Genomic DNA, 26,895 nt, shown 5'->3' on the forward strand with positions numbered 1-26,895 from the left:
GGTTTGCCTCTTAAAAACAAAGAAATGACGCTGTGCAGTGTGCACGATATTCCACGGAAAACCAAACCGGAATACCGAACGTCAAACGCTATCGAAACCGCAGCGTAACAAAAAGAATATATTCTCTTTCATGCTGGTTTACTTTTATTAAGTCGTTACAATAACACGCTCATTTTGTTCTTGACGTTTTTCATATCCAAATTATTCATCCCGCTAGCAAAATTAAGTCATTCAAGGAAGGTATCCGTGCAACAGTATCTGACAGAAGCGCGTAAATTATCGGCGCTTGCTGTTCCTGTCATTATTGCGCAAGTGTCCCAAACATCAATGGGGGTGGTTGACACCATCATGGCAGGTGCTTATAGCGCCACCGATATGGCCGCCGTCGCAGTCGGGACGTCGATTTGGCTACCCGCCATTCTTTTCGGCCACGGTCTGCTGTTGGCGTTAACGCCTGTTGTTGCACAGCTCAACGGTTCCGGCCGTCGCGATCGCATCTCTCATCAGGTACGACAATCTTTTTTCCTGGCCGCCATTATTTCTCTGCTGACAATGTTGGTGTTGTATCAGGGGGAATATGCTATCAATCTGATGAGCGACGATTCGCCGGAACTCGCAGCAAAAGCCATCGGCTATCTGCATGCATTGCTGTGGGGCGTTCCTGGCTATCTGTTCTACCAGGTGTTGCGCTGCCAGTGTGAGGGGCTATCAAAAACCTATCCTGGCATGATGATTGGATTCATTGGGCTGTTAATCAATATCCCGATTAACTATATCTTTATCCACGGTAAATTTGGCATGCCCGAACTGGGTGGCGTAGGCTGCGGTGTAGCTACTGCATCGGTTTACTGGATCATGATGCTGTTGATGATGTTTTATACCCGACGCGCCGCCTGGCTACGCGATATCCGCCTTCATCGCCCGACATTCCGGCCGGATTTTACCGTACTCAAACGACTGTTTGGCCTCGGTTTACCCATCGCGCTAGCACTGCTTTTTGAAGTTACCCTGTTTGCGGTGGTGGCGTTGTTGGTGTTACCGCTAGGTGTCGTTGATGTGGCCGGTCACCAGATTGCCCTGAATTTTAGTTCACTGATGTTCGTTCTCCCACTTTCGGTTGGCGTCGCCACGACCATTCGCGTCGGACACCGTTTAGGGGAAGGATCGGTTGAAAACGCCCGCATTGCCGCGCACACCGGCATCATGGCCGGTGTGGCGTTAGCCAGCTGTACGGCAATTTTTACCACGCTACTGCGTGAGCCTATCGCCCTGCTCTACAATCAGGACCCTCTGGTGGTCGCAATGGCTTCTCAGCTCATGCTTTTAGCCGCCGTTTATCAAATATCCGATGCAGTTCAGGCTATCGGCAGCGGTGTACTGCGCGGTTATAAAGATACTCGCTCAATTTTTTATATTACGTTTACGGCATATTGGGTATTGGGATTACCGAGCGGCTATCTGCTGGCGTTAACCGATGTCATCGTACCGCGCATGGGCCCAGCGGGATTTTGGTGTGGTTTCATCATTGGTCTGACAGCAGCAGCCGTGATGATGGTGACGCGGATTCGCTTTCTTCAGCGCCAGCCGGCAGCGCAAATTTTAGCGCGAGCCGCTCGTTAGATAACGTTTCACTCTGTGCTCTACCCTAAATAATTCGAGTTGCGAGATAAAACGCTGGCGTTTTGAACAACGCCAAGGCGTTGACCCTTTAGGGCGAGGCCCACGACGGGTCAAGTATTTAAAGGCAGCCAACGCACAAGCCGCTTGAAGAATGACGGGTATCGTCGAAAAAAACGGCGGGATGGATACAAGCTCAGCAATCGCACCGGCAAACGCACAAAATTGCATTTTTCTTCTTGCCAGATTTCCCCTTGCTCGCTACTATTCGTCCCGCTGTCAGACAGGCAGCGCGGTATCTCAATGCGTTCATAGCTCAGTTGGTTAGAGCACCACCTTGACATGGTGGGGGTCGTTGGTTCGAGTCCAATTGAACGCACCATTTCTTGTTTTTCCTTCCTTTATTCTATTCCTTTTACGTTGTCGTTTTTTCTTCGTCCTGTAATACAAAAAGCGCCGTTATTCTTGGTAGTTTATTAGCTCATGTTTTCTATCACACCCAATTAAGTAACTAAATTAACCTTTAAGTAACTAATTTCACACCCATTGTGCACTTTTTTGTTTCATCTGACCCGATTCAGCTAAAACTATTTAATAACCATGCATTATATAAGTGTATATAGCACCACGTTGGTATTCCTTGTTTTTTTACTTCTTAAAATCAGGATGTCAGGACACCGCTATGCACGATTATTTATATTTTTTGCTGGGTAGCTTCCCACTGTTGGTCATGATTGTTCTTATTCTCAAAATAAAAATGCCTATCCACCATGCTGTACTGATTACGCTGACGCTAACCGTCGCGATCGCTGCCCTATTCTGGCACACACCACTCAAAACGTTGGGATTAGCAGCAAGCTATGGCGCGCTAAAAGGTCTATGGCCAATAATTATCGTTATTCTAGGTGCCATATACAGTTATAACCTGATGCAAAAAACACGCAGCATGGATGTACTGCGGGACGTACTTGCCAGTATCAGCGATGATAAACGTATCCAGGTATTGCTGATTTCATGGTGTTTTGGTGGTTTTCTCGAGGCGGCTGCGGGTTATGGCACCGCCGTTGCGATCCCCATCGGCATCCTTATCGCTCTGGGATTCAACCCGATGAAAGCGGCGATTGCATCACTGGTCGCCAATACTGTCCCCACCGCCTTTGGTGCCGTCGGTATTCCCGTTTCTATTTTAGCGGAGCAGGTTCACCTTCCAGTCACCACATTAAGCGCTACGGTTGTGCTACAACTGGCGTTATTCAATATCCTTCTACCCTTTGTCATCATCGCGATTATTGGCGGTGGCATTAAGGCCATTCGCGGCGTGTTTGCTATTACGTTGGTGTGCGGCATGACCACGCTGGTGCCACAGTATATTGTGGCCGTCCACCTCGGCGCCGAATTGCCCGCCTTCGCCGGCAGTTTAGTCAGCCTGATTGCTGTTACAGCAATGGCAAAATGCCGCAAGAAAGAAACCGATACCGCCTACCTTATCGACAGCACGCAACGCGCTTCCCTATCAGGTTATTCCGCCAGTCAACTGCTGCGCGCCTGTGCGATTTATATCCTGATTTTTACCTTTATTCTGCTGTGTTCGCCGCTGTTCCCCACCATCAAAGGCGTCGTCTCTCAAATCGCTTCTGTCATTCCGTTTTATCTGACGGATACACAGGTGCTGAAGTTGAAGATCGACTGGATTGCCACGCCTGGTGTTCTGATCATTATCGCCAGTCTGTTAGGCGGTTTTATACAGGGAGCAAAGCTGGGAACGATGTTGAATGTCTTCGTCAGCACGGTAAAACAGCTCAAAAATTCGATTATCGCGATTACCGCCATCGTCGCAATGGCGACGGTGATGGATGTCAGCGGGCTGATCGCCTCGCTGGCACAAACTATGGTGGACGTGACCGGTGGAGGCTACCTGTTTATTGCTCCCGTGATTGGGGCATTAGGTACATTCGTTACCGGCAGCGACACCAACTCCAACGTGCTGTTTGGCAAATTGCAAACCATGGCGGCGGAAAAGCTGCATGTCGACCCCGTCTGGCTGGCTGCGGCGAACACCGCAGGAGCAACCGGCGGCAAGATGATATCACCGCAAAGTATTGCGATCGCGGTGTCGGCAACGCGCATGGAAGGGCAAGGTAGCGCAATCATGTCCGGTACGCTGAAGTATTGCGGCGTCTACATCATCATTCTTGGGCTCAAGGTCGGCCTGGTCTACTACCTGTTTATGGCCTGATATCACAATAAAAAATCCATCTACATTGAGTAATGGGAGTCTGTCGTGAATGTTAATTTTTTTGTTACCTGTATTGGTGACGCGCTTAAATCCCGTATGGCGCGTGATTCCGTGCTGCTATTAGAGCAGTTGGGCTGCAACGTGCACTTTCCCGAAAAACAGTCGTGCTGCGGGCAGCCTGCCATCAACGGCGGTTATATCAACAGCGCCATTCCCGGAATGAAAAGCGTGATTGCCGCGCTGGAAGACAATGACGACCCGATCATTTCTCCAGCCGGTTCATGCATGAACGCCATCCGCCACTATCCCGACTATCTGGCTGATGAACCTGAATGGGTACTGCGTGCCGAACGTGTTGCCGAACGCATGAAAGACCTGACATCGTTCATCGTCAATACGCTTGGCGTGACGGACGTCGGTGCACGTCTGTCAGGAACGGCGGTTTACCACCCCTCCTGTAGCCTGTTTCGCAAGTTAGGTGTGCGCGAAGAACCTATCGCGCTACTCAATCACGTTCAGGATTTGCACTTACTGCCGTTTAAAGCAGAAGAAACCTGTTGCGGCTTCGGCGGCACATTTTCGGTGAAGATGGCAGAAATTTCCGGCGAAATGGTGAAAGAAAAAGTCAGCCACATGATGGAGGTCAAACCCGACTACCTGATTGGTGCCGATGTCAGTTGCCTGCTCAATATCGGTGGCCGCATGCAGCGTGAAGGCCACCCGGTCAAGGTGATGCACATCGCCGAAGTCCTGATGAGCCGCTAAGGAGAGGATATGAGCCTAAAAACCAGTAATGTTAAATTCAAGGATCGTATTCAAACCCAGATTCACGATCCCATCATGCGTAAGGCGGTGGCCAATGCGCAGGAACGTATCGGTGCGAATCGTCAAAAAATGGTCGACGAGCTAGGCCATTGGGAAGCATGGCGCGACCATGCCGCTCAGATCCGCGAGCACGTACTTAACAATCTCGATGCTTACCTCTACCAGCTCTCAGAGAAAGTGACGGCCAACGGTGGGAACGTCTATTTCGCCAAAACCAAAGAGGATGCCACCCGCTATATCCTTCAGGTTGCTCAGGCCAAGCAGGCCAAAAAAGTCGTCAAAGCGAAATCGATGGTCACCGAAGAAATCGGCATGAACCACGTCTTGCAGCAGGCGGGAATTGAGGTGATCGAAACCGATCTGGGCGAGTATATTCTGCAACTGGATCAAGATCCGCCTTCGCATGTCGTCGTTCCTGCTATCCACAAAGATCGCTACCAGATCCGCAAGGTACTACACGAAAAACTGGGCTATGACGGGCCAGAAACCCCAGAAGCTATGACCCTGTTTATTCGTAAGAAGATACGTGAGGATTTTCTCAGTGCGGAAGTCGGCGTAACCGGCTGTAACTTCGCGGTGGCGGAAACGGGCTCGGTGTGTCTGGTCACCAACGAAGGCAATGCACGGATGTGTACCACGTTGCCAAAAACGCATATTGCGGTGATGGGCATGGAGCGCATTGCGCCGACCTTTGAGGAAGTGGACGTCTTGATCACCATGCTGGCGCGTAGCGCAGTTGGCGCGCGTCTGACCGGTTACAACACCTGGCTAACGGGGCCACGGGAAGCGGGACACGTTGACGGGCCGCAGGAATTTCATCTGGTCATCGTCGATAACGGCCGCTCACAGATTCTCGGCTCCGCATTTCGCGATATTCTGCGCTGTATCCGCTGCGGTGCCTGCATCAACACCTGCCCGGCCTATCGTCACATCGGTGGACACGGCTACGGCTCCATTTATCCAGGTCCGATCGGTGCGGTCATTTCCCCCTTGCTGGGCGGCTATCAGGATTTCAAGGAATTGCCCTATGCCTGTTCGCTCTGTACCGCCTGCGACACCGTGTGTCCGGTCCGCATCCCCTTATCATCGCTGATTCTCAAACACCGGCGCGTCATGGCGGAAAGCGGAATCACGCCAAAAGCAGAACAGCGCGTGACGAAACTCTTCAGCTACGTCAATAGTCATCCGAGGCTATGGAAGGTTGGAATGATCGCCGGAGCCCATGCCGCAGGTTGGTTTATTAAAAACGGTAAAACGCCCATTGAGATGGGTGCCATCAGCGAATGGACTGAAGCGCGCGACCTGCCCGATGCTGACGGTGAAAGCTTCCGCAGTTGGTTTAAGAAACATCAGGCAAGAGGAAGGAAATAATGGAAAATCGCGATAGTTTTCTGGCCGAGATTGCCCGCCAGTTTGGACGCCAGGTGCGCCACATTCCAGCGCCGCTCCCCAGACCAGCGAGCCACCATGCTCGCACCCGATTAACCGATCTAACCGTGCAACAGCGTTGTGATGCCTTTATCGATGTCGCAACTAACGTCATGCTGGCACACTGCGAAATCGTCAGTGAAGCCGACGCAGCGCAGGCAGCGCTGCGATTGTGCGATAAATACGGCCATGCCCCCGTGATTGTCAGTGACGATCGGCGTTTAGAGGCATTAGGGATCACCGCGTGTTTGCAGCGTGAATGTCAGGCCACCCTATGGGACCCGCGCGTGGGGGAAGAGAATCTGCGGCTGGCGGAGCAAGCCAAAGTCGGCGTGGTTTACGCGGAATATGGCCTAACCGAATCAGGCGGTGTGGTGTTATTTTCCGCACCACAACGAGGGCGCGCCGTCAGCCTGTTGCCGGAATCCTCTCTCTTTGTGCTACGCAAAAGCACATTGTTGCCCCGTATCGCCCAGTTAGCACAGCACCTGCATCACATGGCGCAACAAGGCGAGCGCATGCCATCGTGCATTAATATTATTGGCGGCCCGAGCTCCACCGCTGATATTGAACTAATCAAAGTGGTCGGCGTACACGGACCAATTAACGCCGCCTATCTGATCGTTGAGGACTGTTGAGCTATCAGGCAGGCGGCATCATTTCACCGCCTGCCACCTTCATCGACAAGGCATATTTGTCGTGACAAAATGACCTTACGCAGGCGTAAATTACCTGGCGGTATAGAAAATTTTATCAATCCTCTGCAAGTATGATTGCCAGCAACGTATCAATATGGCTTTGCATAGTATCCAGGCTTGCCACTGGCAATGTGACGCCACTGAACAGTAGCGGTAGCTCAGTACAACCCAGAGCTACCGCATCAATCCCGCTTTCTTTTTTCATACGCAGCACAATATTGACGAAATCAGCCTGTGTCGTGGGTTTGATGACGCCGTGCTCTAATTCAGTCGTTATTTTTTCATCAATCAGCGCTATCGTCGCGGTATCGGGTGTGATCACCGTCATTCCGCTCTCACGGAACGGTTTCTTGAAAAAATCTTCCTCCATCGTGAAACGCGTGCCCAGTAGACCCACCTTCGTTACCCCCAACCGCAGTGCATCATCGCGGGTGGATTCAATGATGCTGATCAGCGGAATGGTGGCCTGCTTTTGTAATTCATCAAATACAATGTGTGGCGTATTTCCGGTTAATGCGACGATATCAGCACCCGCAGCGGCCAGATTGTTTATGCCAACCATCAGGTAATCGACCAGTGCCGCATAATCTTTGTTACGGCATAGCGCCAGTACGTCAAACACGTTCAGGCTTTCTATCGCCAGGTTCGGGAAAAAGTGAGCACCGACCCGACGTTGCGCTTCATACACCAGTTTACGATAGTAGAGCAGCGTAGATTCTGGCCCGATGCCACCAATGAGTCCCAGCTTTTTCATCCTTCCTCCTTAGCAACCCGCATCACCATTCTGCGCCTGTGCTACTGCGGTTTCCGGCGCTGTGTTGTGGTTTCACCGCCAACGCCCCAGTTATCCATATCGACTTCATCAATGATGACAACCGTCGTCGCTGGATTCTTATTTAACACTCTGGCAAGCAGTTGCGTCACTTCGCGAATGAGTTCGCTTTTCTGTTCTGCTGTCGGAGCTTCTGCCCCACCGGTCACTTTGATATTCACATAAGGCATGTTTCTCTCCTGGCTCATCAATAGGGTTGAGCCATGTTAGAGAAAAGCGATATTCTTTAAAATTGAAAAATAAATAACATATAATTCTAATTTGGAGAAAATGTGGAAATTGTCGATCTGAAAACGCTTATCGCACTGGTCGAGCACGGTGGGATTACGCAAGCAGCCAAGACGCTAAATCGTGTACCGTCCGCCATTACCACGCGTATCCAGCAGCTTGAAAGTTCTCTGAACGTTGCACTTTTCCTTCGCGAGAAAAAGCGTTTTATCCTTACACCGGAAGGTCGCTCGTTGTATGACTACGCAAAACGGATTGTCGAACTGGTCGATGAAGCCGAATGCCACATTAGGCACAGCATTCCGGGTGGAAAATTCCGGCTTGGTGCGCTCGACAGCATGGCAGCAACACGCCTTCCCGCTCCGCTTGCCCAGCTCCATGCCCAAAACCCGACACTAGAATTGGAACTTTCCACGGGGATCAGCAAATGGCTGCATGACGCGCTACTCGACAATCGCCTTGATGCGGCATTTCTCGCCGATACGCCGCGGGACGACCGCCTGGAACGTCTAGCCGTTTTTGAAGAAGAATTGTTCATTATTGCGCCCGCCAGACAGAAAGCGATTCATACGCCGGATGATATTCGCAACAGCACTGTGCTCGCTTTCAGCGATGGCTGTTCGTACCGCGATCGTTTACTTAACTGGTATCAAGCACACCACAGCAAACCGCAGCGCGTCGTCGAGATGACGTCATACCACGCTATACTCAGCGGTGTCGCGGCAGGTATGGGCGTCGGCATCGTACCTGCTGTGCTGCTCCCCCTATTTCCCGATCGTTCGCTGATTAGTACACACGTCATTAGCGGCATCGAAAGCCGAATTATCACCGAGCTACTCTGGCGTAAAGGTATGCGTTCTGCCAACCTTTCCGCCCTGCTTGCCTGTCTGGAAAAATAGGATAAGCCGATACTCAATCACGGGTTAATCCAGGACAGGTAAGCCGTTATCGTCAGGATAGACACAATCGTCGAGCACAGCACCGTGCGGGAGGTGATATGCGCTTCACGGCGATAAAACTCCGCCAGCATGAACGGTCCAGTTCCTGTTGGCAGCGCAGCCAACAGTACGGCGGTATGAGTCAGCAGCGGAGGTAAACCAAAGACTTTTACGGCTATCAACCAGGTAATGGCGGGATGCAACACCAGCTTTAGCGTGACTAGCAAACCCACGATGACATTCGGTTGAAAAGGCGTATCGCGCGAGGTATTAGCCAGAAAAAGCCCTAGCGCAATCAGTGCACAAGGCGATGCCGTGTTGCCCAACAGTTTCAGAAAGACGTCTACTGGTTCAGGAACGCTCAGGCCGCTTAACGGGAAAAACAGCGCTACGGTTGGCGCAATCAAGAACGGATTACGTGCCAGCGCGCCCACCACCTTCAGCAACAGCGCCGTTTTGCGCGTTTCCGTCTGAATCCCGACTTCAACAAACACAATTGCCACAGCAAAAAGGCAGGTGATGCAGGATCTAGCGTGCCGAACCGTTCGCCGCTATTTTTTCCAGCAGCGCACTAAACATCGCTTGTTCATCCTGGGACAGTGCCTGAAGCATCTGTGCCTCTATCTGCTTTTCCTGATGCATAAAAACCTGTGTAAACGCGACGCCCTTATCGGACAAACTGAGCCACACGCTACGGCCATCATCCGGGTTATCAATCTTGCGAACATAATCGCGTTTGACCAGTTCTGCGACCATGCGGGTGATCTGCGCCTTATCCCGCCCGACAGTTTTCGCCAGCGACTGAGGCGTAATTCGCCCTTCCATCGCGATGATCTTACATAGCCGGATATGCACAACATCCAGATTAATGTCGTGCGCTTTCATCTGTTCCTGCATCTGTGCCTTATAGCGTTCTAATAAGGCAAAAAGGGCTTTCATCATGCTTTATTGACTCAGTCAACCAATGATCGTATAGTTGATTTTATCAACTATCTATCATGAGTTCAATTTAGCGAGGCTACGATGGGAAACCTCTATCAGATTACGGTGGAAGAAAAAGACGAGCAGCAACGCACGCTGTCGTTTGAATTCTCGCTTCACGATGACCTGTTCAAGTTACTGGAAAAAGTCGATGGCAAGATGGACATGACGCCGGAGCAAACTCAGGCCTTTATGGTGGGGCTGAAGCTATTTGGTGAAGTGATGATGCAACAAAGAAAACACCCGCTGTTTAAGGAATTTTCCACCCCGTTCAGGGAATTTATGATGAACCTGAAGAAACAGTGATCGACTCAGGATATTCAACATGTGTTACAGCGGAAAATAAGGCTCCCCGCGCGGCATAAACACCAGCGCGGAGAGCATGGCCTCTTAGTCTGCCAGATCGAAGCGATCGGCATTCATCACTTTCACCCAGGCAGCAACAAAGTCATTCACAAACTTCTCTTTACTGTCGTCCTGTGCATAAACCTCGGCGTAAGCGCGCAGAATGGAATTGGAACCAAAGACCAGATCCAGACGCGTCGCCGTCCATTTGACTTCACCCGTTTTACGATCGCGGATTTCATACAGGTCTTTACGGTAAGGCTTCCACGTGTATTTCATGTCGGTCAGATTGACGAAGAAATCATTCGTCAGCGCCCCTTCACGATGGGTAAATACGCCGTGTTTTGTGCCACCGTAGTTGGTGCCCAGCACGCGCAGACCACCGACCAGCACCGTCATTTCCTTCGCGGTCAGCCCCATCAACTGCGTGCGATCGAGCATCAACTCCTCCACGCTAACGGCATAATCCTTCTTCAACCAGTTACGATAGCCATCGTGGATCGGTTCGAGGACGTCAAAAGAATCAGCATCGGTCAGCGCATCAGTAGTATCGCCACGTCCCGGCACAAAAGGCACGGTCACATGCACGCCAGCCGCTTTCGCCGCTTTCTCAATCCCCACATTACCCGCCAGCACAATGGTATCCGCCACGCTGGCTCCCGTTGCAGCCGCAATACTTTCCAGTACGACTAACACGCGCGCCAGGCGATCTGGCTCATTGCCTACCCAGTCTTTCTGCGGGGCAAGGCGAATACGCGCACCGTTGGCACCACCGCGCATATCGGAACCGCGGAACGTACGGGCGCTGTCCCAAGCGGTCGCCACCAGCTCGCTAATGGAAAGGCTACTTTCTGCAATACGTGCTTTGACAACATCCACATCATAATCGGTACGACCAGCCGGAACCGGGTCCTGCCACAGTAAATCTTCCTGCGGCACATCAGGGCCAATGTAGCGCGCTTTCGGCCCCATATCACGGTGCGTCAGTTTGAACCACGCGCGGGCAAACACTTCGGAGAAGTAAGCCTGATCCTGATAGAAGCGCTCAGAAATCTTGCGGTATTCTGGGTCAACTTTCAGTGCCATGTCGGCATCAGTCATCATCGGGTTATAACGGATCGATGGGTCTTCAACGTCAACCGGCTTGTCTTCTTCTTTAATACTGACAGGCTCCCACTGTGACGCGCCCGCTGGACTCTTTCTCAGTTCCCACTCATGATTTAACAGCATGTGGAAGAAACCGTTATCCCATTGCGTCGGATGTGTAGTCCAGGCTCCTTCTAGCCCACTGGTCACGGTATAGCGACCTTTGCCCGATCCCGTCGGGTTATGCCAGCCGAGTCCCTGTTCTTCCACATCCGCACTTTCTGGTGCCGCCCCCAGCAGACTGGCATCACCGTTGCCGTGGGTTTTACCTACCGTGTGTCCGCCCGCCGTCAAGGCAACAGTTTCTTCATCATTCATCGCCATACGAGAAAACGTAACGCGCATATCCTGTGCCGTACGCAGCGGATCGGGATTACCATCGACGCCTTCTGGGTTAACGTAAATCAGCCCCATCTGTACGGCCGCCAACGGGTTTTCCAGCGAGGTACGGTCATCGCTACCATAACGCCCCGTGCTCTTCGCCAGCCACTCTTTTTCCGAGCCCCAGTAGGTGTCTTTTTCTGGATGCCAGATGTCTTCACGACCAAAAGCGAAGCCGAAGGTTTTCAACCCCATAGATTCGTAAGCGATATTACCTGCCAGAATAATCAAGTCTGCCCAACTGAGTTTATTGCCGTATTTTCTCTTGATTGGCCACAGTAAACGACGCGCTTTATCAAGGCTGACGTTATCCGGCCAAGAGTTGAGCGGTGCGAAACGCTGGTTACCGGTTCCACCGCCGCCACGACCGTCGGTTGTGCGGTAGGAGCCGGCCGAGTGCCAAGCCATACGAATCATCAGGCCGCCGTAGTGGCCCCAGTCCGCAGGCCACCACTCCTGACTGTCGGTCATCAACGCATGCAGGTCTTTTTTAAGGGCATCGACATCGAGGGTTTTCAGGGCTTCACGGTAGCTGAAATCGCTGCCTAACGGGTTGGTTTTGGTGTCGTGCTGATGAAGAATGTCGAGATTGAGGGCATTTGGCCACCAGTCAGTATTTGATGAGCCAGTAGAAGTGTTTCCGCCGTGCATGACCGGACACTTGCCGGCTGGTTTCGTTTTATTCTCGTCCATCATTATCTCCCAGTATGTTGCATTGCCTTAATCGCTGCGCCAGAAGGCGGAGTCGTTCTCCGATAGCCTTGCCATAGGCAACGGAGCCTTCCCCTATTCCTTCTTCTTGATGCAAGACAGTGCCAGAGTCTCCCTATAATTTATAATTGTATATGCTAACTTCTGCGATAGCTTAAGCTGATGAAAAGCAGTTCAATCGCACATTTTTCCTATCTATACTCGTCATACTTCAAGTTGCATGTGCGTTGGCTTCACTCAGTCAGCCGAATCACTTACTTGAGTAAGCTCATCGGGACTCCCTCGCTTGCCGCCTGCCTGAAACTCGAATTATTTAGGGTATGCATCAATAATCTCGCCGATAAAACAGTTTGCGATAATGAGCCTGCTTGTGATCGTGACCTCTTTCAGGAAGCCACTGATTCAGCTACCGCAAAAAACTACGGCGCAGGCGAACGGAGTATGAACTGGGTAATTTCGGCGCGTTTCCCTAATCGAACCGGAAAACCGTTCCATAGACCCGCGCCATTACTGACATACAGATGCATGCCATCGACGTCATAGCTACCGGAGACATAGCCTTCATTCGCCAACTGCGTCACCCAATGCATGCCTAGTATCTGGCCGCCATGCGTATGGCCGGAGAGCTGTAAATCAGCACCAGCACGCGCATTCTCTTTCGCCCCCGTGGGTCGATGGCTCAGCAGAACGACAGCGGTATCCGGCGATATTCCTTCAAGCGCAGCACGAGTATCCGGCAGGCGTTGTTTAAAATCAGCGGCAGTGCGATCGGTGATACCCGCCAGTACAAACGCTGCATTATCACGGCTAATCGACACATGTTCGTTGAGCAACATACGTAACCCCAGCGCATTCAGCCGTTGCACCCATTGCGTATATTCCACGTAATACTCATGGTTACCCACGATGGCAAACACGCCGTGTGGCGCGGTCAGGTTACGCAGCGGCTCCATATCATCGTGACGGGCGTTGACAGTACCATCAGCCAGATCGCCAGTAATCACCGTCAGGTCGGGCTTAAGCGCGTTGGTTTTTGCCACCACGGCTTCCATCCAGGGGCGCTGCAACAAACGGCTAGCATGTAAATCCGTTAGCTGCACCAACCGGAAACCACCCAGCGCAGGCGGCAATTGTTTCAACTCGACTTCAACCGTGCGCACTTCAGGCACACGCACCGCTTCCCACACGCCAATAGCCGCCAGCCCCATCGCCACAACGGCCATTCCGCCACGCAGCGCCATATTGTTCAGCAGAACCTGTCCAACTGACTGGGATAAAAAGCGCCCCACCATGCCGAGAAGATCGGTGGCCAACAGCAGGAATGCAGATATCAGCAGTGCGCTAAAAGCCCATCCCAGCAGCATCAGGACAAACGCGGGCACTTCAGGCGACGCCATCGTGCCAAAAAAAGTGCGCGTAATCAGATGATGTTGCGAAACCAGCATCAATAACACCGCCAGCGTGCGTTTAACAGGCACGCCGACACGTAAGCGCCAGACCAGACGCCAGATAACATAGAGGGCGATAAGCCCAGTAATGACATGAAACACGGATGTTTTTCTCTCTTAATTGGTGCGCCGATATGGTCGCGCTGACGTGATATCCCACAGCACGTTTTATAGTGATCGCAATATATTGTGTCAAACCGTTTACAGCGAGGTTCACATATTGTGGATCTACGTGGTAGAGGTGTTGTGTTGCCAAAGGGGGCGGATTAACATGACGCGATTCTATTCGGTATATAAAGCAAAACCGGCTATCTGGCAGCAGGTTGTGCATGATATTGATTAACCAAGGACATTTATGTTCGATTACACCGACTTTCCCGAACAACGGCAGGCCAAAATCAGGCAGATCCTCTGTGAGGAAGGCAAAGTCGTTTGCACACAGCTCTCACGCGAGTTAAATGTATCTGAGCACACCATACGGCGCGATCTGAAAGAGCTGGCACAGTCCGGTGCCTGCAAGCGCGTCTACGGCGGTGCCGTCATCATGCCGCCAGAGGCTATCGATTTTGCCAGTCGGGCAAGTATTGATGCTGCTCAAAAAGATCGCATTGCTCAGGCCGTTATCCCGCTGATAAAACCTAACAGCTGCGTCTTCTTTGACACTGGCACCACTAATCTGGCAGTGGCGAAACAACTTCCACTGGGGCTAAAATTTACCGCCGTGTGCAATTCGCCCATTATCGCGACAGAATTACTACGGCATCAGGATGTGGAAGTGATTTTTCTTGGCGGAAGAATCCATAAAGAGGTCGGTGGCGCAATTGGGATCGATACGCTCAGGCAGTTAGAGAAGATGTATTTCGATCAATGCCTGTTAGGAGGCTGTGCATTTGATGCCAATGAAGGCCTGACCGTTTTTGAATATGACGATGCTGAATTCAAAAAATGTCTGGTCACCCGCAGCAGCGAGGTTATCGTGGCTTTGACCGCCAATAAGATCTCCGCTCTGGCACGCTATCGCGTCGCAGAGTGTAATGAGATCGCCACGCTAGTGACCGATGACGAAATCGCCCCTGCTAGCCAGAGCGCATTAAGCGAAAAAAATCTGGATCTGATTATTGCCAAATAATATAGCGGTAGCCCCTGCGACTGCCGACTCAACTCACGACAGTAGCAGCTTTATCGTTTTGAGTACCCCGTCGTCGTCATTGCTGCGGGCGATAAAATTCGCTGCGGCTTTAGTTTCCTCAAACGCATTGCGCATGGCAAAGCTGTAGGCTGCGCGGCTCATCAGCTCAATATCATTGTAACCGTCGCCGAACACCATCGTTTCCTCTGGCATAATCGCCAATTTATCCTGAAGGATTTCTACGGTGTGTCCTTTGTGTACACCGACATTGGCAATATCGATCCAGGCGGCTTCGGAAACCACGATATAAACATGATCGTGAAACGCATCGAGATACTTTGCCGTCTCGTGGCAGTGTCCTGCTGGGTCATAAACCGTGATTTTCACAAAGTCATCGGTGACGGCAGAAAAACTGGGTATCAACGTCACGTTAGTGTAGGATTTTTTTATCTTTTCCAATAAATCAGGACTGATTGTCTCTTTTACCATCGCCCCGTTTGGGGTACATCCAATGACCACATGCTGGTCGTCTATGCTTTCCAGCACGCCAATCAGGCTTAAAGCAAGGCAGTTTTTGATGAGCGATTGGTAAACATAGTCTCCCTGATGCTTGATACGCGTGGCACTGTCTCCCAAAATCCAGATATCTTTTGCATCATCACCAAAAAGCGCTTCCACCCGCTCGCACTGCTTACCCGTGCAGGCAGCAAACTGTATGCCCTTCGCTTTCATTAATGCATAGACTTCGGCAAATAAGACTCTGTTGTAATCGCCATCGCTGTGAAGAAACGTGCCATCCAGATCGGTAATTACCAACTTGATCATTCCACTCCCCTTTCAGATTGTACGTACACAGACAGCCGCGTTTCAGGCTGGGAACAGCCCATCTGAACAACTTTTGCGCGGTGTGTTAGATAACTGACATGGCGATTTAACAGCAATGCTCGATATAGCTCGGTAATGAATTCACCACGGACAATGAGCATTAAATATACAATAAAGATTAATTTACGCCGGGTTTATTGAAATTTTACGCGAAATGCAGCATAGCATTTATTGATAATTCGCAACAAGAAGCAAAATCAATCAATAGTGAGCAAAGGAAGAAAGGCTCAGTAACAGAGCCACGATAGTGATGGCTCTGCCACACGCCAAATGTTAAAGCGGAGTTTACGCTGAGCGAAACTCGCGCTCAGATGAACCTGACGTTTAAATGCAATACGTTATTCAGAAAATTCACGCTATGAAGACAGCTTCATCAGAATCAGGCCGCTGACGATCAACAACGCAGCGATAATTCTCATCACACTCGCAGGTTCATTGAGGAATACTAATCCCACAACAAACGCGCCTACTGCACCAATTCCTGTCCAGATGGTGTAGGCCGTGCCCAAAGGGAGGGATTTCATCGCCATTGATAACAGCGCGAAGCTAATAATCATGGCAACGATCGTGACAACTGACGCGCCCATTTTCGTGAATCCATCAGAAAGCTTCATGCTGTAAGACCAGACAATCTCAAATAGACCAGCAAGCGCTAATAGAAACCAGGCCATACCCAGTTCTCCTTAAACATCGAATAAGGGTCGTCCCGTGAGTCCTTTTCGCGTCAGGGGCCGTCCCCTGTCAGGATGATGTACCGCGATACGATAGCGTCGCGCTATCAGGGAGTAAAGCCTTGGCACAAACGGTACGCCAATCAGCCAAAGTGATATATTTTGCTGACACAGCGGTTTCACTCGACGAATTAGGCTAAACATTCGGCACTTGAAAGAAGATGATAAACAAAGCGCTTGCCACCAGCCACAGAGCCGTCCATAATAGCGCCCATTCCAAACGCTGGAATGAAGAAAAGCATTCTAATCAAAACGTTACTGATTAAAATGTTATCTCCTGTACGACCGTAGCTCAGTTGGTTAGAGCACCACCTTGACATGGTGGGGGTCGGTGGTTCGAGTCCACTCGGTCGTACCAATTCATGTTCTGTAAATGTTATCCTACGCCCGTAGGCTAATGGATGTGAATTGAATTTCCCCTACTCGCGTCTTGTTAAATCATCAAAATAAACTCAATATTTTCACCTATTTCCTCTACTGATTGATTCGGGTTCAGATTATTTCGGCTAACCAGTACAAGTGAGAACCCAAATGCAGCCCTGTGTCTAATCAGGCGCGTCAAAGGACTATTCATAAAAAATGCACCTTAATCAGTTGAGTCTTCAACTTTTGGGGTGCAGTTCAAAAAGCGGCGTTTTCAACTGAAGTGGTTTACGCACTGGACATCGTATTGCCCTTTTATTTTATAACGACAATCAAGAACTGTGATTAATCTTTTAACTCGTCACCCCATAACCTCACTAAATGCCACCCAATAAAGACGTATCGAAAATCCGAGAAGCAATAGCCCCATGAGACGTTCAAACCAATGCCCGATACGCCAAAATCTCTGGCGCATGCTCTCATTGGCAAATATCAAGCTAACCAGTACAAACCAACTTGCATTGACAAGGCACATCCAGCCGCCATAAAGCACCTGAATGCGCAAGGGCGTAGATGCACTGACCACAGTGGTAAATACGGCCAGAAAAAACAAGGTTGCTTTTGGATTAGTGGCATTTGTCAGGAACCCCAACATAAAAGACTCACGAAAACTCTTGGTTCCAGTTTCAGTATCTGGAGACGGTTCTTGCGTTTGTTGGCCCGCCTGCCGGATGAAAGCAACACCGAGGTAAAATAAATAGCTAGCACCGACCAACTCGGCGGTAAGCAGCAGCCAAGGTGTGGCATGCATCAATGCCCCCATACCCAACAAGGTATAGATGACATGTACCGAGATGCCCGCACCGATACCGATTGCGGTCGCCATTCCAGCTTGATGACCATAACGTATGCTCTGACGGATTGTCACAGCGAAATCAGGGCCTGGAGCGACAACAGCAAGAAAGTGTATGGCAGCAAGCGAAAGAAATTCCCCCAGGTAGTTAAATGCCATCTCAGCTCCAGAAAGTTAGCGGCATTGCAGGACCACGGTAGCCGACAAAGCACGACAAGCTGAGGCGAATACTATCGGTACCAGGCGTGACCGCATGCATGCGGCGTGAGTTAAAAAGAATAAGGTCGCCTGCTTGAGGGCATATCTCCAATGTAGCGTCACCCAAGATTGCGGGTTCAATGCCATAGCTATCGCCACGCAATTCGTCAAAAGCTTCTGGAGATAGCGGTTGATCCCATATCTGCAAAGATCCGCCTTCACTAGGCATGGATAAGTAGACATTTGCAGCCATCTGTGCCTGAAGGCTATGCGCTTGAAAACTGTCTGGCGCATCCTTGGCAAAGATGTCGTGGTGCGCCAAGAATGTCACCCCAGGATTGACGACACGTGACAGTCCAACATACATCTTACGCCCATACAATGTCTCAAGTTGGGCACCTGCCGGCCACACTTCATCCAACATACACCTGAGCAAATCAATCGGCGATACATAAGGAGTGCAGCGTTTTCTCAATTCATCAATGTTGTCAAAGGCATTTTCAAAGTAATTCGCCATCAGCGGCGGCTGATTATCTGCCTCATAAAAAGCCATTCCAATTCTGCCGATACTCGGGGCGTTCAGATACTTTTGAAATCCATACCCCATAATTTGCTCAGAGAGTTTCTCGGCAACGTTTTCAGCGATGAAATTTCTTACACAGATTGCTAAGACATCCTCGCGCACAAGCCTCTCGATCGCACCACACTCCAAGCGCTCAAGCTCTATTAACATATCTCATCCTTTTCCTTTTGATCATACTTCCTTCAGCCAGAGAACCAGATTATTGATGGCAATCTAAGCGCTTATCCCATTCGAGTTTTCTGCATCTTTAACGTGATATTGAATAATCAATTGGCCTTTCTTCGAATTAACTGACAGTATTTGCAGGCCTTGTAACTCCGCTGTTGCCGTAACATGCGTACCGCCACAGCCGTAAGGTTTCAGATCACCAAAACCCACTTGCCGGTATTGTTGTTCGCTGATTTGAACCTTACATGGCAAATTACGCGCAATCATTTCATCGCAATGACGCTGGACAATTTGCATATCGACTGCTTTAGCGTCGTCGAGGGGCTTGAAGACAACATGAGCTTCGTCCGGCCAGTGGTGAGCTTTCACTGGTTGCCAAGCCAAAGATTCCAGAGCATGGCCGATAAGATGACCTGCTGAATGCAGTCTGGAGTGGTGCCTTCTCCGAGCTGGATCAATTCTGGCCAACGCGAGCCCTAGAGCAACCCTCTGTTGGGTGTAATGGATGATCTCACCATCGACGATTTCCACACCAAAAACATCTGCATCTCCAATCTTGCCAATGTCTGCTGGTTGCCCTCCGCCTTGCGGGTGAAAAGGTGTGGCGTCTAAGAGCAAACCATAGCGACCGTCAGCACATTGCTTACACTCCAGAACGTCAACTTCCGCCTCTGTTATGTCATTTTTCCAATACAACTTTCGCGTCATATGGTTATTCCTTTAAATAAAACCCGATTGTATTTATATGCTTTGAATGACACAATCCGCCGTAAAATCAAATAATTTTTGCCTCATGAGCACAAATCAAATGATCGCCCTGATGGGTGAAATGGCAGTCTTCGTCAAAGTGGTCGAAACAGGCAGTTTTTCCGAGACAGCTCGCCAGTTGGGTGCGACTCCCTCAGCGATCAGTCGTTCGGTCGCTCGCCTGGAAAAAGCGCTGGGCACACGTCTCTTGCAGCGCACGACGCGTAAATTACGGCTAAGCGAAAACGGGCATGAGGTCCATGCCCGCTGTGTCGATATGGTCAACGCCGCACAAGCGGTGATGGCCATTTCTGGGCAAATCAATTCCGAGCCACAGGGGCTGCTTCGGGTTAGCGTTCCGAAAGCTGTGGGGCGTTTCGTGATCCATCCACATATCGCAGACTTCCTGGCTCGCTATCCCAAGATTAACGTGCAACTACAACTAGATGACCGCTACGTGGATTTGATCGACGAACATGTAGATTTAGCTATTCGTATTACGGATCGCCCATCTCCTGGATTGATGGGGAGGCGGTTAATTGACATCAGCCACATGATTTGCGCAACGCCTGAGTACCTGTCTCGCTACGGAACGCCTTCCCATCCCCATGATTTAAAAACACACAACTGCATTTTTTTGGGCGAAGAGCCAGGCGATTCCAGATGGAAATTCCAACGCAATGGAAAATCTGTGCGTATCAAAGTGCATGGACGCTATGCAGTGAATCACACAGGAGCGAGACTTGATGCAGTGCTAAGCCACCTAGGAATTGGCAGTTTGCCGTATTTCACAGCACGGTATGCGCTGCAACAAGGTCAGATCGTGCAAGTGCTTCCCGATTGGGAATTCGAGACTAACTACTGTGGTGCGGCCTGGGTGCTCTATCCACCAACGCGGCATCTGGCTCCAAAGCTTAGTGCATTCATCAGCTTTATGGCCGAACGCCTAGACCAAGAGCCAACCCTGGATCAGCCCAGCAAATCGACACAGCCCCAGATACCACCGTACGAATCGCCAGAAGCTGCAAGGTAGCATCGGCTGAACGGGCTTGGAGACAACACTGGACACCAATACCTTGTATTGTGCCAACGCCTTTCGATACAGCCCGCCATCACGTTCTCGATAGCCGTCTATCTCTTTGGGATGGGTCATTCTCAGGAGATCTGGCTAGCCACTGCGGTAGCCATGGCCGCTCAGCCAATTGGCGCTGGTGTGTCTGTTTTTGCCAGGAAGTATAACTATCAGCCGGATAGGATCGCGTTATCGATCATCGCCTCGCTACTGCTCGCTCTCGTCACGATCCCTATAATAATGAGTCTTTTCCCTCCTTCGTGAATAAGCGTCCGGGCTTCTGGAAGCAATCCAGAAGCCCTATTTACCACGCCTGTTTAACGTGCAGGTAGGCTACTGGCCGCGAGTTTCCAGATACAGCACCGTGGCAGCAACGCGGGAACGTACGTTGAGTTTGCGCAGCATGTTGCGGATATGCACTTTTACCGTCTCTTCTGAGATATACAGCACCGCGGCGATTTGCTTGTTGGATAGCCCTGATGCCACTTCCTGAAGCACATCCAGTTCACGCTCCGTCAATACGGTAAAAGGTGACGGCGTTTCTTTTATGGCGATACGGTGGCGCAACACGTCACGCACCTGTTCACTAAATGCATCACTGCTACGGATGGAATCCAATAAATGTTCCGGGGCGCTGTCTTTAAGCAGGTAACCATCAGCACCCGCGTCCATCAGCGCATAAATATCGCTCGGCGCATCCGAAACCGTCAGCACAATCACACGAGCGCAGATCCCATCACGCCGCAGCGCGTGCAGCGTATCCAACCCGCTTAATCCTTTCATGTTGAGATCGAGCAAGATGATATCGGGAGAATCCCGATTCGCGAGGCTCAGCGCCTCCATACCATTGCTGGCTTCCCCAATCACGTTAAAGATGGCATCCGTTGCCAGTAACTGACGAATTCCCCGACGCATAAGCGGATGATCGTCGACGATCAACACGCGATAAGATGGTTTTTCTGACATGCCCAGCCCCAATGTAATATAGATCTATTATTTTTTATTTATGATTTATCCCTGTTATCTTTCAAGCGGCATGTGCACAGCTCGAATTATTCAGGGTAGAGATTATTCGTATTGTCGCGTTCACGCGCTGTGGTCGGCGTCGAAAAACGGACGCTAACCTGCGTTCCTCCTTCAGGATGGCGACCAATAGATAACCGGCCACCTAAGCGTTCGGCGCGTTCCTGCATAATATTTAAACCGTAATGCCCAGCGGGTTCCTCTTGATTGACAATGCCGCAGCCGTCATCACGAATATCGACACAATGGCTGCCGTCGGGCTGCGTACGACAGTTGACGGTAATTGCCGCCGCCTGCGCATGTTTAATCGCGTTCAGTACCGCTTCACGAATGATTTGCAGCAGGTGAACCTGCTGTGATGCATCCAGAGCCTGCGTAGGGATACGGCAATCGATATGAATCGTCGCCTGGGTCTGCGCTCTTAGCGGTTCAATCATTTCCTGCATCGCCGCAGGCAAATCAGCCTGTTGCAGCGTCAGCCGGAACGTTCCCAGCAACTCTCTCAGTTGGCGGTAAGCATCGCTCAACGCCTGTTCAAAATCGGTGATGATCTGCCGAGCCTGCGCATTTTCTTCCGCGACCGCACGCTTTAATAACGTCATCTGGATATTCAAGTAAGACAGCACCTGGGCCAGTGAGTCGTGCAGTTCACGCGCGATGGTGGCACGTTCTTCCATCAGTAACAGCTGCTGGTAGTGCTTCTGCGCCTGATTAAAATAGAGGCCGCGCCCCAGCATATTGGCGACGCTTTCCATCAACTGTGCCGACGGCTGCTGCGTTGATGCCTGCCACCGTAACTGCCCAAATTCAACCTCTTGCAAACGGATGGGTAACGCCTGCCACGCAATCTGCGCGTCCGATTGCCCCTCACATAACAGCCAGTTCTCCCCTACCCGCATTTCCAGGCAGCCGACCGTTTCATAGCGACGAACAATTTGCAAAATCTGCTGAAAGCAATGCCTGTCGATCGTACTAACATTCATCGCCTGAGAACAGTTGTACAGCACCTTCAACATGCGGTTCACTTCCTGCAAACGCAGCGTTTTCTGCCGTACCTTGTCTTCCAAAGAGCGATAGAGCTTTTGCAATTCGTCAGTCATGCTGCTGAAGGTTTGCGCCAGTAATCCCAATTCGTTAGGTAGATTGATATCCAGCCGCGAATGGGTAAAACGTCCTTTCTCAATGGATGCACAGGCCGCCATCAGCTTATTCAACGGCACAACCACCTGACGACGAATACGGCGCAGCGTAAAGAAGATCAGTATATAGATAGTGATCGAACCAATTATTGATGTCACAACCACTATCATCATCTTGCGCTCGGAATAATGTTGCAACGCCAGCACAAAGAGATCGATCTGTGTGACATAGCGAACAATATTGTCCTGATACCACCCTCTATCCCCTGCGCTCAGGCGCTCATCCATCATTTTCCAGCTCTGTAACAGTGCGGTATAGCGATCGTGGACATCACGCGGCACATACCAGCGATCCAACAGGTGAAAAACCGGGGAATCCAGCGTTTGCGCATAGAGGTGACGATGCGATTCCAACGCTGCGCGGTCGCCCTGTAGGTCATACCCCATGCGATAGCTTTGCATACGCATGGAGCCAGCAACGTTGATCGCTTCTGCATCACGTAAACCGCTGGCTAACGTCAGCAGCGCAATGCCCGTCGTCAGGAATGAAAGCAGCGCGATATAAAAAAAGGCGCGAGCCAGACTGGTAGAAACAGGACGTTTGACCATCACGACGAATAATCCCCTTTGACGTCATACGAGTGAAGTGGCTTCTGGCGTCACTATCACGATCCCCGCGAGCTCAGGCAAGCCGATAAGGCACGAATCCTACATAAGCTTGATCCGGCACCCCCATTTACCTCTAAAGGGTGATTATCGCATACAGCCTAGGGAGCATAGTGTAACCCCTATAAAAACAACGTGTTTTTTATTGGATATTTTATCGAGTGCCAGAGCGACAAACTGCCATGACTAATCTCTCCCGACGTTCCTTACTGACCGGTGGCCTACAGCGGGCAGATAACGCGCTGCGTCCGCCGTGGAGTGGTGTTGAAAGCCATTTTCTGAGCCAGTGCACGCGTTGTAACGCCTGTGTTGAGGCCTGCGGAACGCGGATCATTCAGCGTGGTTCGGGGGGCTTTCCCACCATCGATTTTCAGCGCGGCGAATGCACGTTCTGCTACGACTGTGCTCGCGCGTGTCCACAAGCGCTGTTCGCGGAGAGTCACACCACACCGTGGGAATATCACCTGACGGTTCAGGATGCCTGTTTATCGCTACACCAGGTGGAATGTCGCAGCTGTCAGGATGCCTGTGAAACCGGTGCGATACGGTTTCGCCCCACCATCGGGCGCGTTGCTGCACCGTCGATCGAGGATGACGCCTGTACCACCTGTGGCGCCTGCATCTCAGGGTGCCCCGTCGGTGCCATGTCGATGAAAAAAATAACAGCGGGGCATCACACCGCGCCAGCGCGTCTCACGACGCAACAGGAAAACCGATGAACACAGTCTGGCATGTTTGCAGTGTAGTGGTACACGTCAACACAGAGCGTATGGCCGCAGTGAACGACGCATTGGAAAAATTACCCAATGTGGACGTTGCCGCCAGCGATAGTGATACCGGAAAAATGGCCGTAGTGCTGGAGTCAGATTCAGAAGACACGCTATTAAAACACATAGCGTCAATACGCGAACTTGCAGGCGTATTGGCGGTTTCGCTGGTTTATCACCAGCTTGATGAACCGTCTTTTGATGAACAATCTTTTGCTTTCGATGAACAACCTCTTGATCAACAAGCTCAGGGTGAGGAAATACCATGAAACTCAGTCGACGACACTTTATGAAGGCGAACGCGGTTGCTGCGGCCGCCGCGGTCGCAGGCATCACCATTCCTATCGCGGTTCGCGCCGCGACCGAGCAATCGGACGCTATTCACTGGGATAAAGCGCCCTGCCGCTTCTGTGGCGTAGGGTGCGGTGTGCTGGTCGGGACACAAAATGGGCGCATTGTCGCCAGCCAGGGCGATCCCGAAGCGCCGGTTAACCGCGGACTAAACTGTATCAAAGGCTATTTCCTGCCTAAAATCATGTACGGGCAGGATCGCCTGACTCAGCCTTTGCTGCGTATGCGTGATGGTAAATTCGATAAAGAAGGCGAATTTACTCCGATCTCTTGGGACAGCGCCTTTGACATTATGGCGGAAAAATTCAAAACCGCGCTGAAGGAGAAAGGTCCGAACGCGATAGGCATGTTCGGCTCTGGGCAATCGACGATTTGGGAAGGTTATGCCTCTGCCAAACTGTTCAAAGCGGGCTTCCGTTCCAACAATATCGACCCGAACGCGCGCCACTGTATGGCATCGGCGGTGGTGGGCTTTATGCGCACCTTCGGTATGGATGAGCCCATGGGCTGCTACGACGATATCGAGCAGACCGATGCGTTTGTGCTGTGGGGCTCCAACATGGCGGAGATGCACCCGATTCTCTGGTCACGTATTACCGACCGCCGCCTGTCGAACAACAACGTCACGGTCGCCGTGCTGTCTACCTACCAGCACCGCAGTTTTGAGCTGGCGGATAACGGTATGGTGTTTACGCCGCAAACCGATCTGGCCATTCTCAACTACATCGCCAACTACATTATTCAAAACAATGCGGTAAACGAGGCGTTCTTTACCCGCCACGTGAACCTACGCAGAGGCGCGACCGATATCGGTTACGGGCTGCGTCCGACGCATCCGTTGGAAAAAGCGGCGAAAAATCCCGGTTCCGATGCGTCCGAACCGATGAGTTTTGAAGAATACAAAGCTTTTGTCGCAGACTATACGCTGGAAAAAACAGTCGCGATCAGCGGCGTTCCTGCTGACCAGTTGGAAGCGTTGGCAAAACTCTATGCCGATCCGAAGAAGAAAGTGATCTCCTACTGGACGATGGGCTTTAACCAGCACACGCGCGGCGTCTGGGCGAACAATCTGGTTTATAACATCCACCTGTTGACCGGCAAGATCTCTCAGCCGGGCTGTGGGCCGTTCTCGTTGACCGGTCAACCTTCTGCCTGCGGCACCGCGCGTGAGGTCGGCACCTTTGCCCACCGCCTGCCAGCCGACATGGTGGTCACCAACGAGAAACACCGCGCGATAGCGGAAAAACTGTGGCAATTACCGACAGGCACGATCCCTGAGAAAATTGGTCTGCACGCCGTCGCACAAGATCGGGCGCTGAAAGACGGTACGCTGAATGCCTACTGGGTGATGTGTAACAACAACATGCAGGCAGGCCCGAACATCAATCAGGAACGTATGCCGGGCTGGCGCGATCCGCGTAACTTCATCGTGGTTTCCGACCCCTATCCGACCGTCAGTGCGCTGGCAGCCGACCTGATTTTACCTACCGCGATGTGGGTGGAAAAAGAGGGTGCCTATGGCAACGCCGAACGTCGGACGCAGTTCTGGCGTCAGCAGGTTAAAGCGCCGGGTGAGTCAAAATCGGATCTGTGGCAGGTCGTGAGCTTTGCCAAGCGTTTCGCCGTAGAGGAAGTATGGCCGGAAGAATTGCTGGCGCAGAAACCCGCCTATCGCGGCAAGACGCTCTACGACGTGCTGTTTGCGAACGATGTCACCACGCGCTTCCCGCTTAGTGAATTAGCGGAAAATCAGTTGAACGATGAATCGCGCGAATTTGGTTTTTATTTGCAAAAAGGCCTGTTTGAAGAATATGCCGCGTTTGGCCGTGGACACGGCCACGACTTGGCGCCGTTCGATGCCTATCACAAGGTTCGCGGGCTACGCTGGCCGGTGGTTGACGGTAAGGAAACGCAGTGGCGCTACAGCGAAGGACACGATCCTTACGTGAAAGCAGGAGAAGCCTACCGTTTTTACGGTAAGCCAGATGGCAAGGCGGTGATTTTCGCGCTGCCGTACGAACCTGCCGCCGAAGCGCCAAATGAAGAGTACGATCTCTGGCTCTCCACTGGCCGCGTGCTGGAGCACTGGCATACTGGCAGCATGACGCGTCGCGTACCGGAACTGCACCGCGCCTTTCCCGAGGCCGTGCTGTTTATCCACCCGCAGGATGCCAAAGCGCGCGATCTGCGTCGCGGTGAAAAAGTCCGCATTATCTCGCGCCGTGGTGAAGTCGTTTCCGTTGTTGAAACGCGTGGCCGTAACAAACCGCCGCGCGGATTGGTGTATATGCCGTTCTTCGACGCCGCGCAGATGACCAACGTTCTGACGCTGGATGCCACCGATCCGCTGTCGAAAGAAACGGACTTTAAGAAATGCGCCGTCAAGCTGGCTAAGGTGTAGAGAAC

25 protein-coding genes and 2 tRNA genes are annotated in these 26,895 nt (G+C 51.4%); 14 read left to right on the top strand and 13 right to left on the bottom strand.

Going from position 1 to position 26,895, the window contains the following annotated elements; genetic code table 11:
• Positions 1-246: 246 nt before the first annotated feature.
• The 6 genes from A6301_RS03075 to A6301_RS03100 all read left to right on the top strand — a co-directional run bounded on the left by A6301_RS03075 (position 247) and on the right by A6301_RS03100 (position 6,744).
• Positions 247-1,620 (top strand): MATE family efflux transporter, encoded by a 1,374-nt coding sequence (locus A6301_RS03075; RefSeq protein ID WP_205542703.1) that lies wholly within the window; start codon positions 247-249, stop codon positions 1,618-1,620.
• A gap of 302 nt (positions 1,621-1,922) precedes the next feature.
• Positions 1,923-1,999 (top strand) — tRNA-Val (locus tag A6301_RS03080).
• Between the two features lie 300 nt (positions 2,000-2,299).
• Entirely contained in the window at positions 2,300-3,853 is a 1,554-nt protein-coding gene (locus tag A6301_RS03085) for an L-lactate permease (protein ID WP_205542706.1), read from the top strand.
• A 45-nt stretch (positions 3,854-3,898) separates the two neighbouring features.
• A complete protein-coding gene (locus tag A6301_RS03090) occupies positions 3,899-4,618 on the top strand; it encodes a (Fe-S)-binding protein (protein WP_205542708.1) in 720 nt (239 codons plus the stop codon).
• Positions 4,619-4,627: 9 nt separating this feature from the next.
• Positions 4,628-6,049, top strand: coding sequence for a LutB/LldF family L-lactate oxidation iron-sulfur protein (locus tag A6301_RS03095; protein WP_234257078.1), 1,422 nt, complete (start codon positions 4,628-4,630; stop codon positions 6,047-6,049).
• The gene (locus tag A6301_RS03100) at positions 6,049-6,744 is read left to right on the top strand and encodes a lactate utilization protein C (protein ID WP_107167601.1); all 696 of its coding nucleotides are present in this window, start codon (positions 6,049-6,051) and stop codon (positions 6,742-6,744) included. Before A6301_RS03095 ends, A6301_RS03100 begins: the two co-directional genes overlap by 1 nt.
• 115 nt (positions 6,745-6,859) lie before the next feature.
• Here A6301_RS03100 and A6301_RS03105 read toward each other — a convergent pair whose 3' ends face one another.
• Positions 6,860-7,558: an aspartate/glutamate racemase family protein gene (locus tag A6301_RS03105; RefSeq protein WP_234257079.1), complete on the bottom strand. Its 699-nt coding sequence runs from the start codon at positions 7,556-7,558 to the stop codon at positions 6,860-6,862.
• Between the two features lie 41 nt (positions 7,559-7,599).
• Entirely contained in the window at positions 7,600-7,806 is a 207-nt protein-coding gene (locus A6301_RS03110; protein ID WP_234257080.1) for a 4-oxalocrotonate tautomerase family protein, read from the bottom strand.
• A 102-nt stretch (positions 7,807-7,908) separates the two neighbouring features.
• Here A6301_RS03110 and A6301_RS03115 point away from each other — a divergent pair, with 102 nt between their 5' ends.
• Positions 7,909-8,763, top strand: coding sequence for a LysR family transcriptional regulator (locus tag A6301_RS03115; RefSeq protein WP_234257081.1), 855 nt, complete (start codon positions 7,909-7,911; stop codon positions 8,761-8,763).
• Between the two features lie 17 nt (positions 8,764-8,780).
• Here the strand turns inward: A6301_RS03115 and A6301_RS03120 are convergent, their stop codons facing one another.
• Entirely contained in the window at positions 8,781-9,305 is a 525-nt protein-coding gene (locus A6301_RS03120; RefSeq protein ID WP_234257082.1) for an AEC family transporter, read from the bottom strand.
• A gap of 25 nt (positions 9,306-9,330) precedes the next feature.
• Positions 9,331-9,744, bottom strand: coding sequence for a MarR family winged helix-turn-helix transcriptional regulator (locus tag A6301_RS03125; protein WP_234257083.1), 414 nt, complete (start codon positions 9,742-9,744; stop codon positions 9,331-9,333).
• A gap of 81 nt (positions 9,745-9,825) precedes the next feature.
• Between A6301_RS03125 and A6301_RS03130 the strand changes: the two genes are divergently transcribed.
• A complete protein-coding gene (locus tag A6301_RS03130) occupies positions 9,826-10,089 on the top strand; it encodes a DUF3861 domain-containing protein (RefSeq protein ID WP_234257084.1) in 264 nt (87 codons plus the stop codon).
• Between the two features lie 84 nt (positions 10,090-10,173).
• On the opposite strand, the gene katG is transcribed toward A6301_RS03130, so the two are convergent.
• Both katG and A6301_RS03140 read right to left on the bottom strand, forming a co-directional pair.
• On the bottom strand, positions 10,174-12,348 hold the full coding sequence (katG, locus tag A6301_RS03135; RefSeq protein ID WP_107167610.1) for a catalase/peroxidase HPI: 2,175 nt from the start codon (positions 12,346-12,348) through the stop codon (positions 10,174-10,176).
• Between the two features lie 437 nt (positions 12,349-12,785).
• Positions 12,786-13,916 carry a metallophosphoesterase gene (locus tag A6301_RS03140; protein ID WP_234257085.1) on the bottom strand — a complete coding sequence of 377 codons (1,131 nt, stop codon included), beginning with the start codon at positions 13,914-13,916 and terminating at the stop codon, positions 12,786-12,788.
• Between the two features lie 253 nt (positions 13,917-14,169).
• Between A6301_RS03140 and A6301_RS03145 the strand changes: the two genes are divergently transcribed.
• Positions 14,170-14,943 carry a DeoR/GlpR family DNA-binding transcription regulator gene (locus A6301_RS03145; protein ID WP_205542722.1) on the top strand — a complete coding sequence of 258 codons (774 nt, stop codon included), beginning with the start codon at positions 14,170-14,172 and terminating at the stop codon, positions 14,941-14,943.
• Positions 14,944-14,976: 33 nt separating this feature from the next.
• On the opposite strand, the gene A6301_RS03150 is transcribed toward A6301_RS03145, so the two are convergent.
• Both A6301_RS03150 and A6301_RS03155 read right to left on the bottom strand, forming a co-directional pair.
• Positions 14,977-15,768 (bottom strand): HAD-IIB family hydrolase, encoded by a 792-nt coding sequence (locus tag A6301_RS03150; protein ID WP_234257086.1) that lies wholly within the window; start codon positions 15,766-15,768, stop codon positions 14,977-14,979.
• Positions 15,769-16,184: 416 nt separating this feature from the next.
• Positions 16,185-16,499 (bottom strand): multidrug efflux SMR transporter, encoded by a 315-nt coding sequence (locus A6301_RS03155; RefSeq protein WP_205542724.1) that lies wholly within the window; start codon positions 16,497-16,499, stop codon positions 16,185-16,187.
• Between the two features lie 341 nt (positions 16,500-16,840).
• On the opposite strand from A6301_RS03155, the gene A6301_RS03160 reads away from it, so the two are divergent.
• Positions 16,841-16,917, top strand: a tRNA-Val gene (locus A6301_RS03160).
• Positions 16,918-17,283: 366 nt separating this feature from the next.
• Here the strand turns inward: A6301_RS03160 and A6301_RS03165 are convergent.
• The 3 genes from A6301_RS03165 to A6301_RS03175 all read right to left on the bottom strand — a co-directional run bounded on the left by A6301_RS03165 (position 17,284) and on the right by A6301_RS03175 (position 19,432).
• Entirely contained in the window at positions 17,284-17,934 is a 651-nt protein-coding gene (locus A6301_RS03165) for a LysE family translocator (RefSeq protein ID WP_107167615.1), read from the bottom strand.
• A gap of 1 nt (position 17,935) precedes the next feature.
• Positions 17,936-18,706 carry a 2OG-Fe(II) oxygenase gene (locus tag A6301_RS03170; protein ID WP_107167616.1) on the bottom strand — a complete coding sequence of 257 codons (771 nt, stop codon included), beginning with the start codon at positions 18,704-18,706 and terminating at the stop codon, positions 17,936-17,938.
• Between the two features lie 63 nt (positions 18,707-18,769).
• On the bottom strand, positions 18,770-19,432 hold the full coding sequence (locus tag A6301_RS03175) for an alanyl-tRNA editing protein (protein ID WP_234257087.1): 663 nt from the start codon (positions 19,430-19,432) through the stop codon (positions 18,770-18,772).
• Between the two features lie 85 nt (positions 19,433-19,517).
• On the opposite strand from A6301_RS03175, the gene A6301_RS03180 reads away from it, so the two are divergent.
• Positions 19,518-20,504 carry a LysR family transcriptional regulator gene (locus A6301_RS03180; protein ID WP_205543366.1) on the top strand — a complete coding sequence of 329 codons (987 nt, stop codon included), beginning with the start codon at positions 19,518-19,520 and terminating at the stop codon, positions 20,502-20,504.
• Between the two features lie 372 nt (positions 20,505-20,876).
• Here A6301_RS03180 and narP read toward each other — a convergent pair whose 3' ends face one another.
• Both narP and narQ read right to left on the bottom strand, forming a co-directional pair.
• Positions 20,877-21,509: a nitrate/nitrite response regulator protein NarP gene (gene narP, locus A6301_RS03185; protein WP_107167619.1), complete on the bottom strand. Its 633-nt coding sequence runs from the start codon at positions 21,507-21,509 to the stop codon at positions 20,877-20,879.
• Positions 21,510-21,595: 86 nt separating this feature from the next.
• On the bottom strand, positions 21,596-23,314 hold the full coding sequence (gene narQ, locus A6301_RS03190; protein WP_234257184.1) for a nitrate/nitrite two-component system sensor histidine kinase NarQ: 1,719 nt from the start codon (positions 23,312-23,314) through the stop codon (positions 21,596-21,598).
• Positions 23,315-23,553: 239 nt separating this feature from the next.
• On the opposite strand from narQ, the gene napF reads away from it, so the two are divergent.
• Genes napF through napA form a run of 3 tightly spaced genes read left to right on the top strand, consistent with a single transcriptional unit; the run spans position 23,554 to position 26,890 of the window.
• Complete coding sequence (napF, locus tag A6301_RS03195) at positions 23,554-24,090, top strand: ferredoxin-type protein NapF (protein WP_205542728.1); 537 nt, start codon at positions 23,554-23,556, stop codon at positions 24,088-24,090.
• Positions 24,087-24,407, top strand: a complete 321-nt coding sequence (napD, locus tag A6301_RS03200; RefSeq protein WP_107167622.1) for a chaperone NapD — start codon at positions 24,087-24,089, stop codon at positions 24,405-24,407. The genes napF and napD overlap by 4 nt, the downstream gene beginning before the upstream one ends.
• Entirely contained in the window at positions 24,404-26,890 is a 2,487-nt protein-coding gene (gene napA / locus A6301_RS03205) for a nitrate reductase catalytic subunit NapA (protein WP_234257088.1), read from the top strand. Before napD ends, napA begins: the two co-directional genes overlap by 4 nt.
• The last annotated feature ends 5 nt before the right edge of the window (positions 26,891-26,895 follow it).

It is taken from the genome of Pectobacterium sp. IFB5596 (assembly GCF_021432585.1).
GTDB classification, from domain to species: Bacteria; Pseudomonadota; Gammaproteobacteria; order Enterobacterales; family Enterobacteriaceae; genus Pectobacterium; species Pectobacterium punjabense.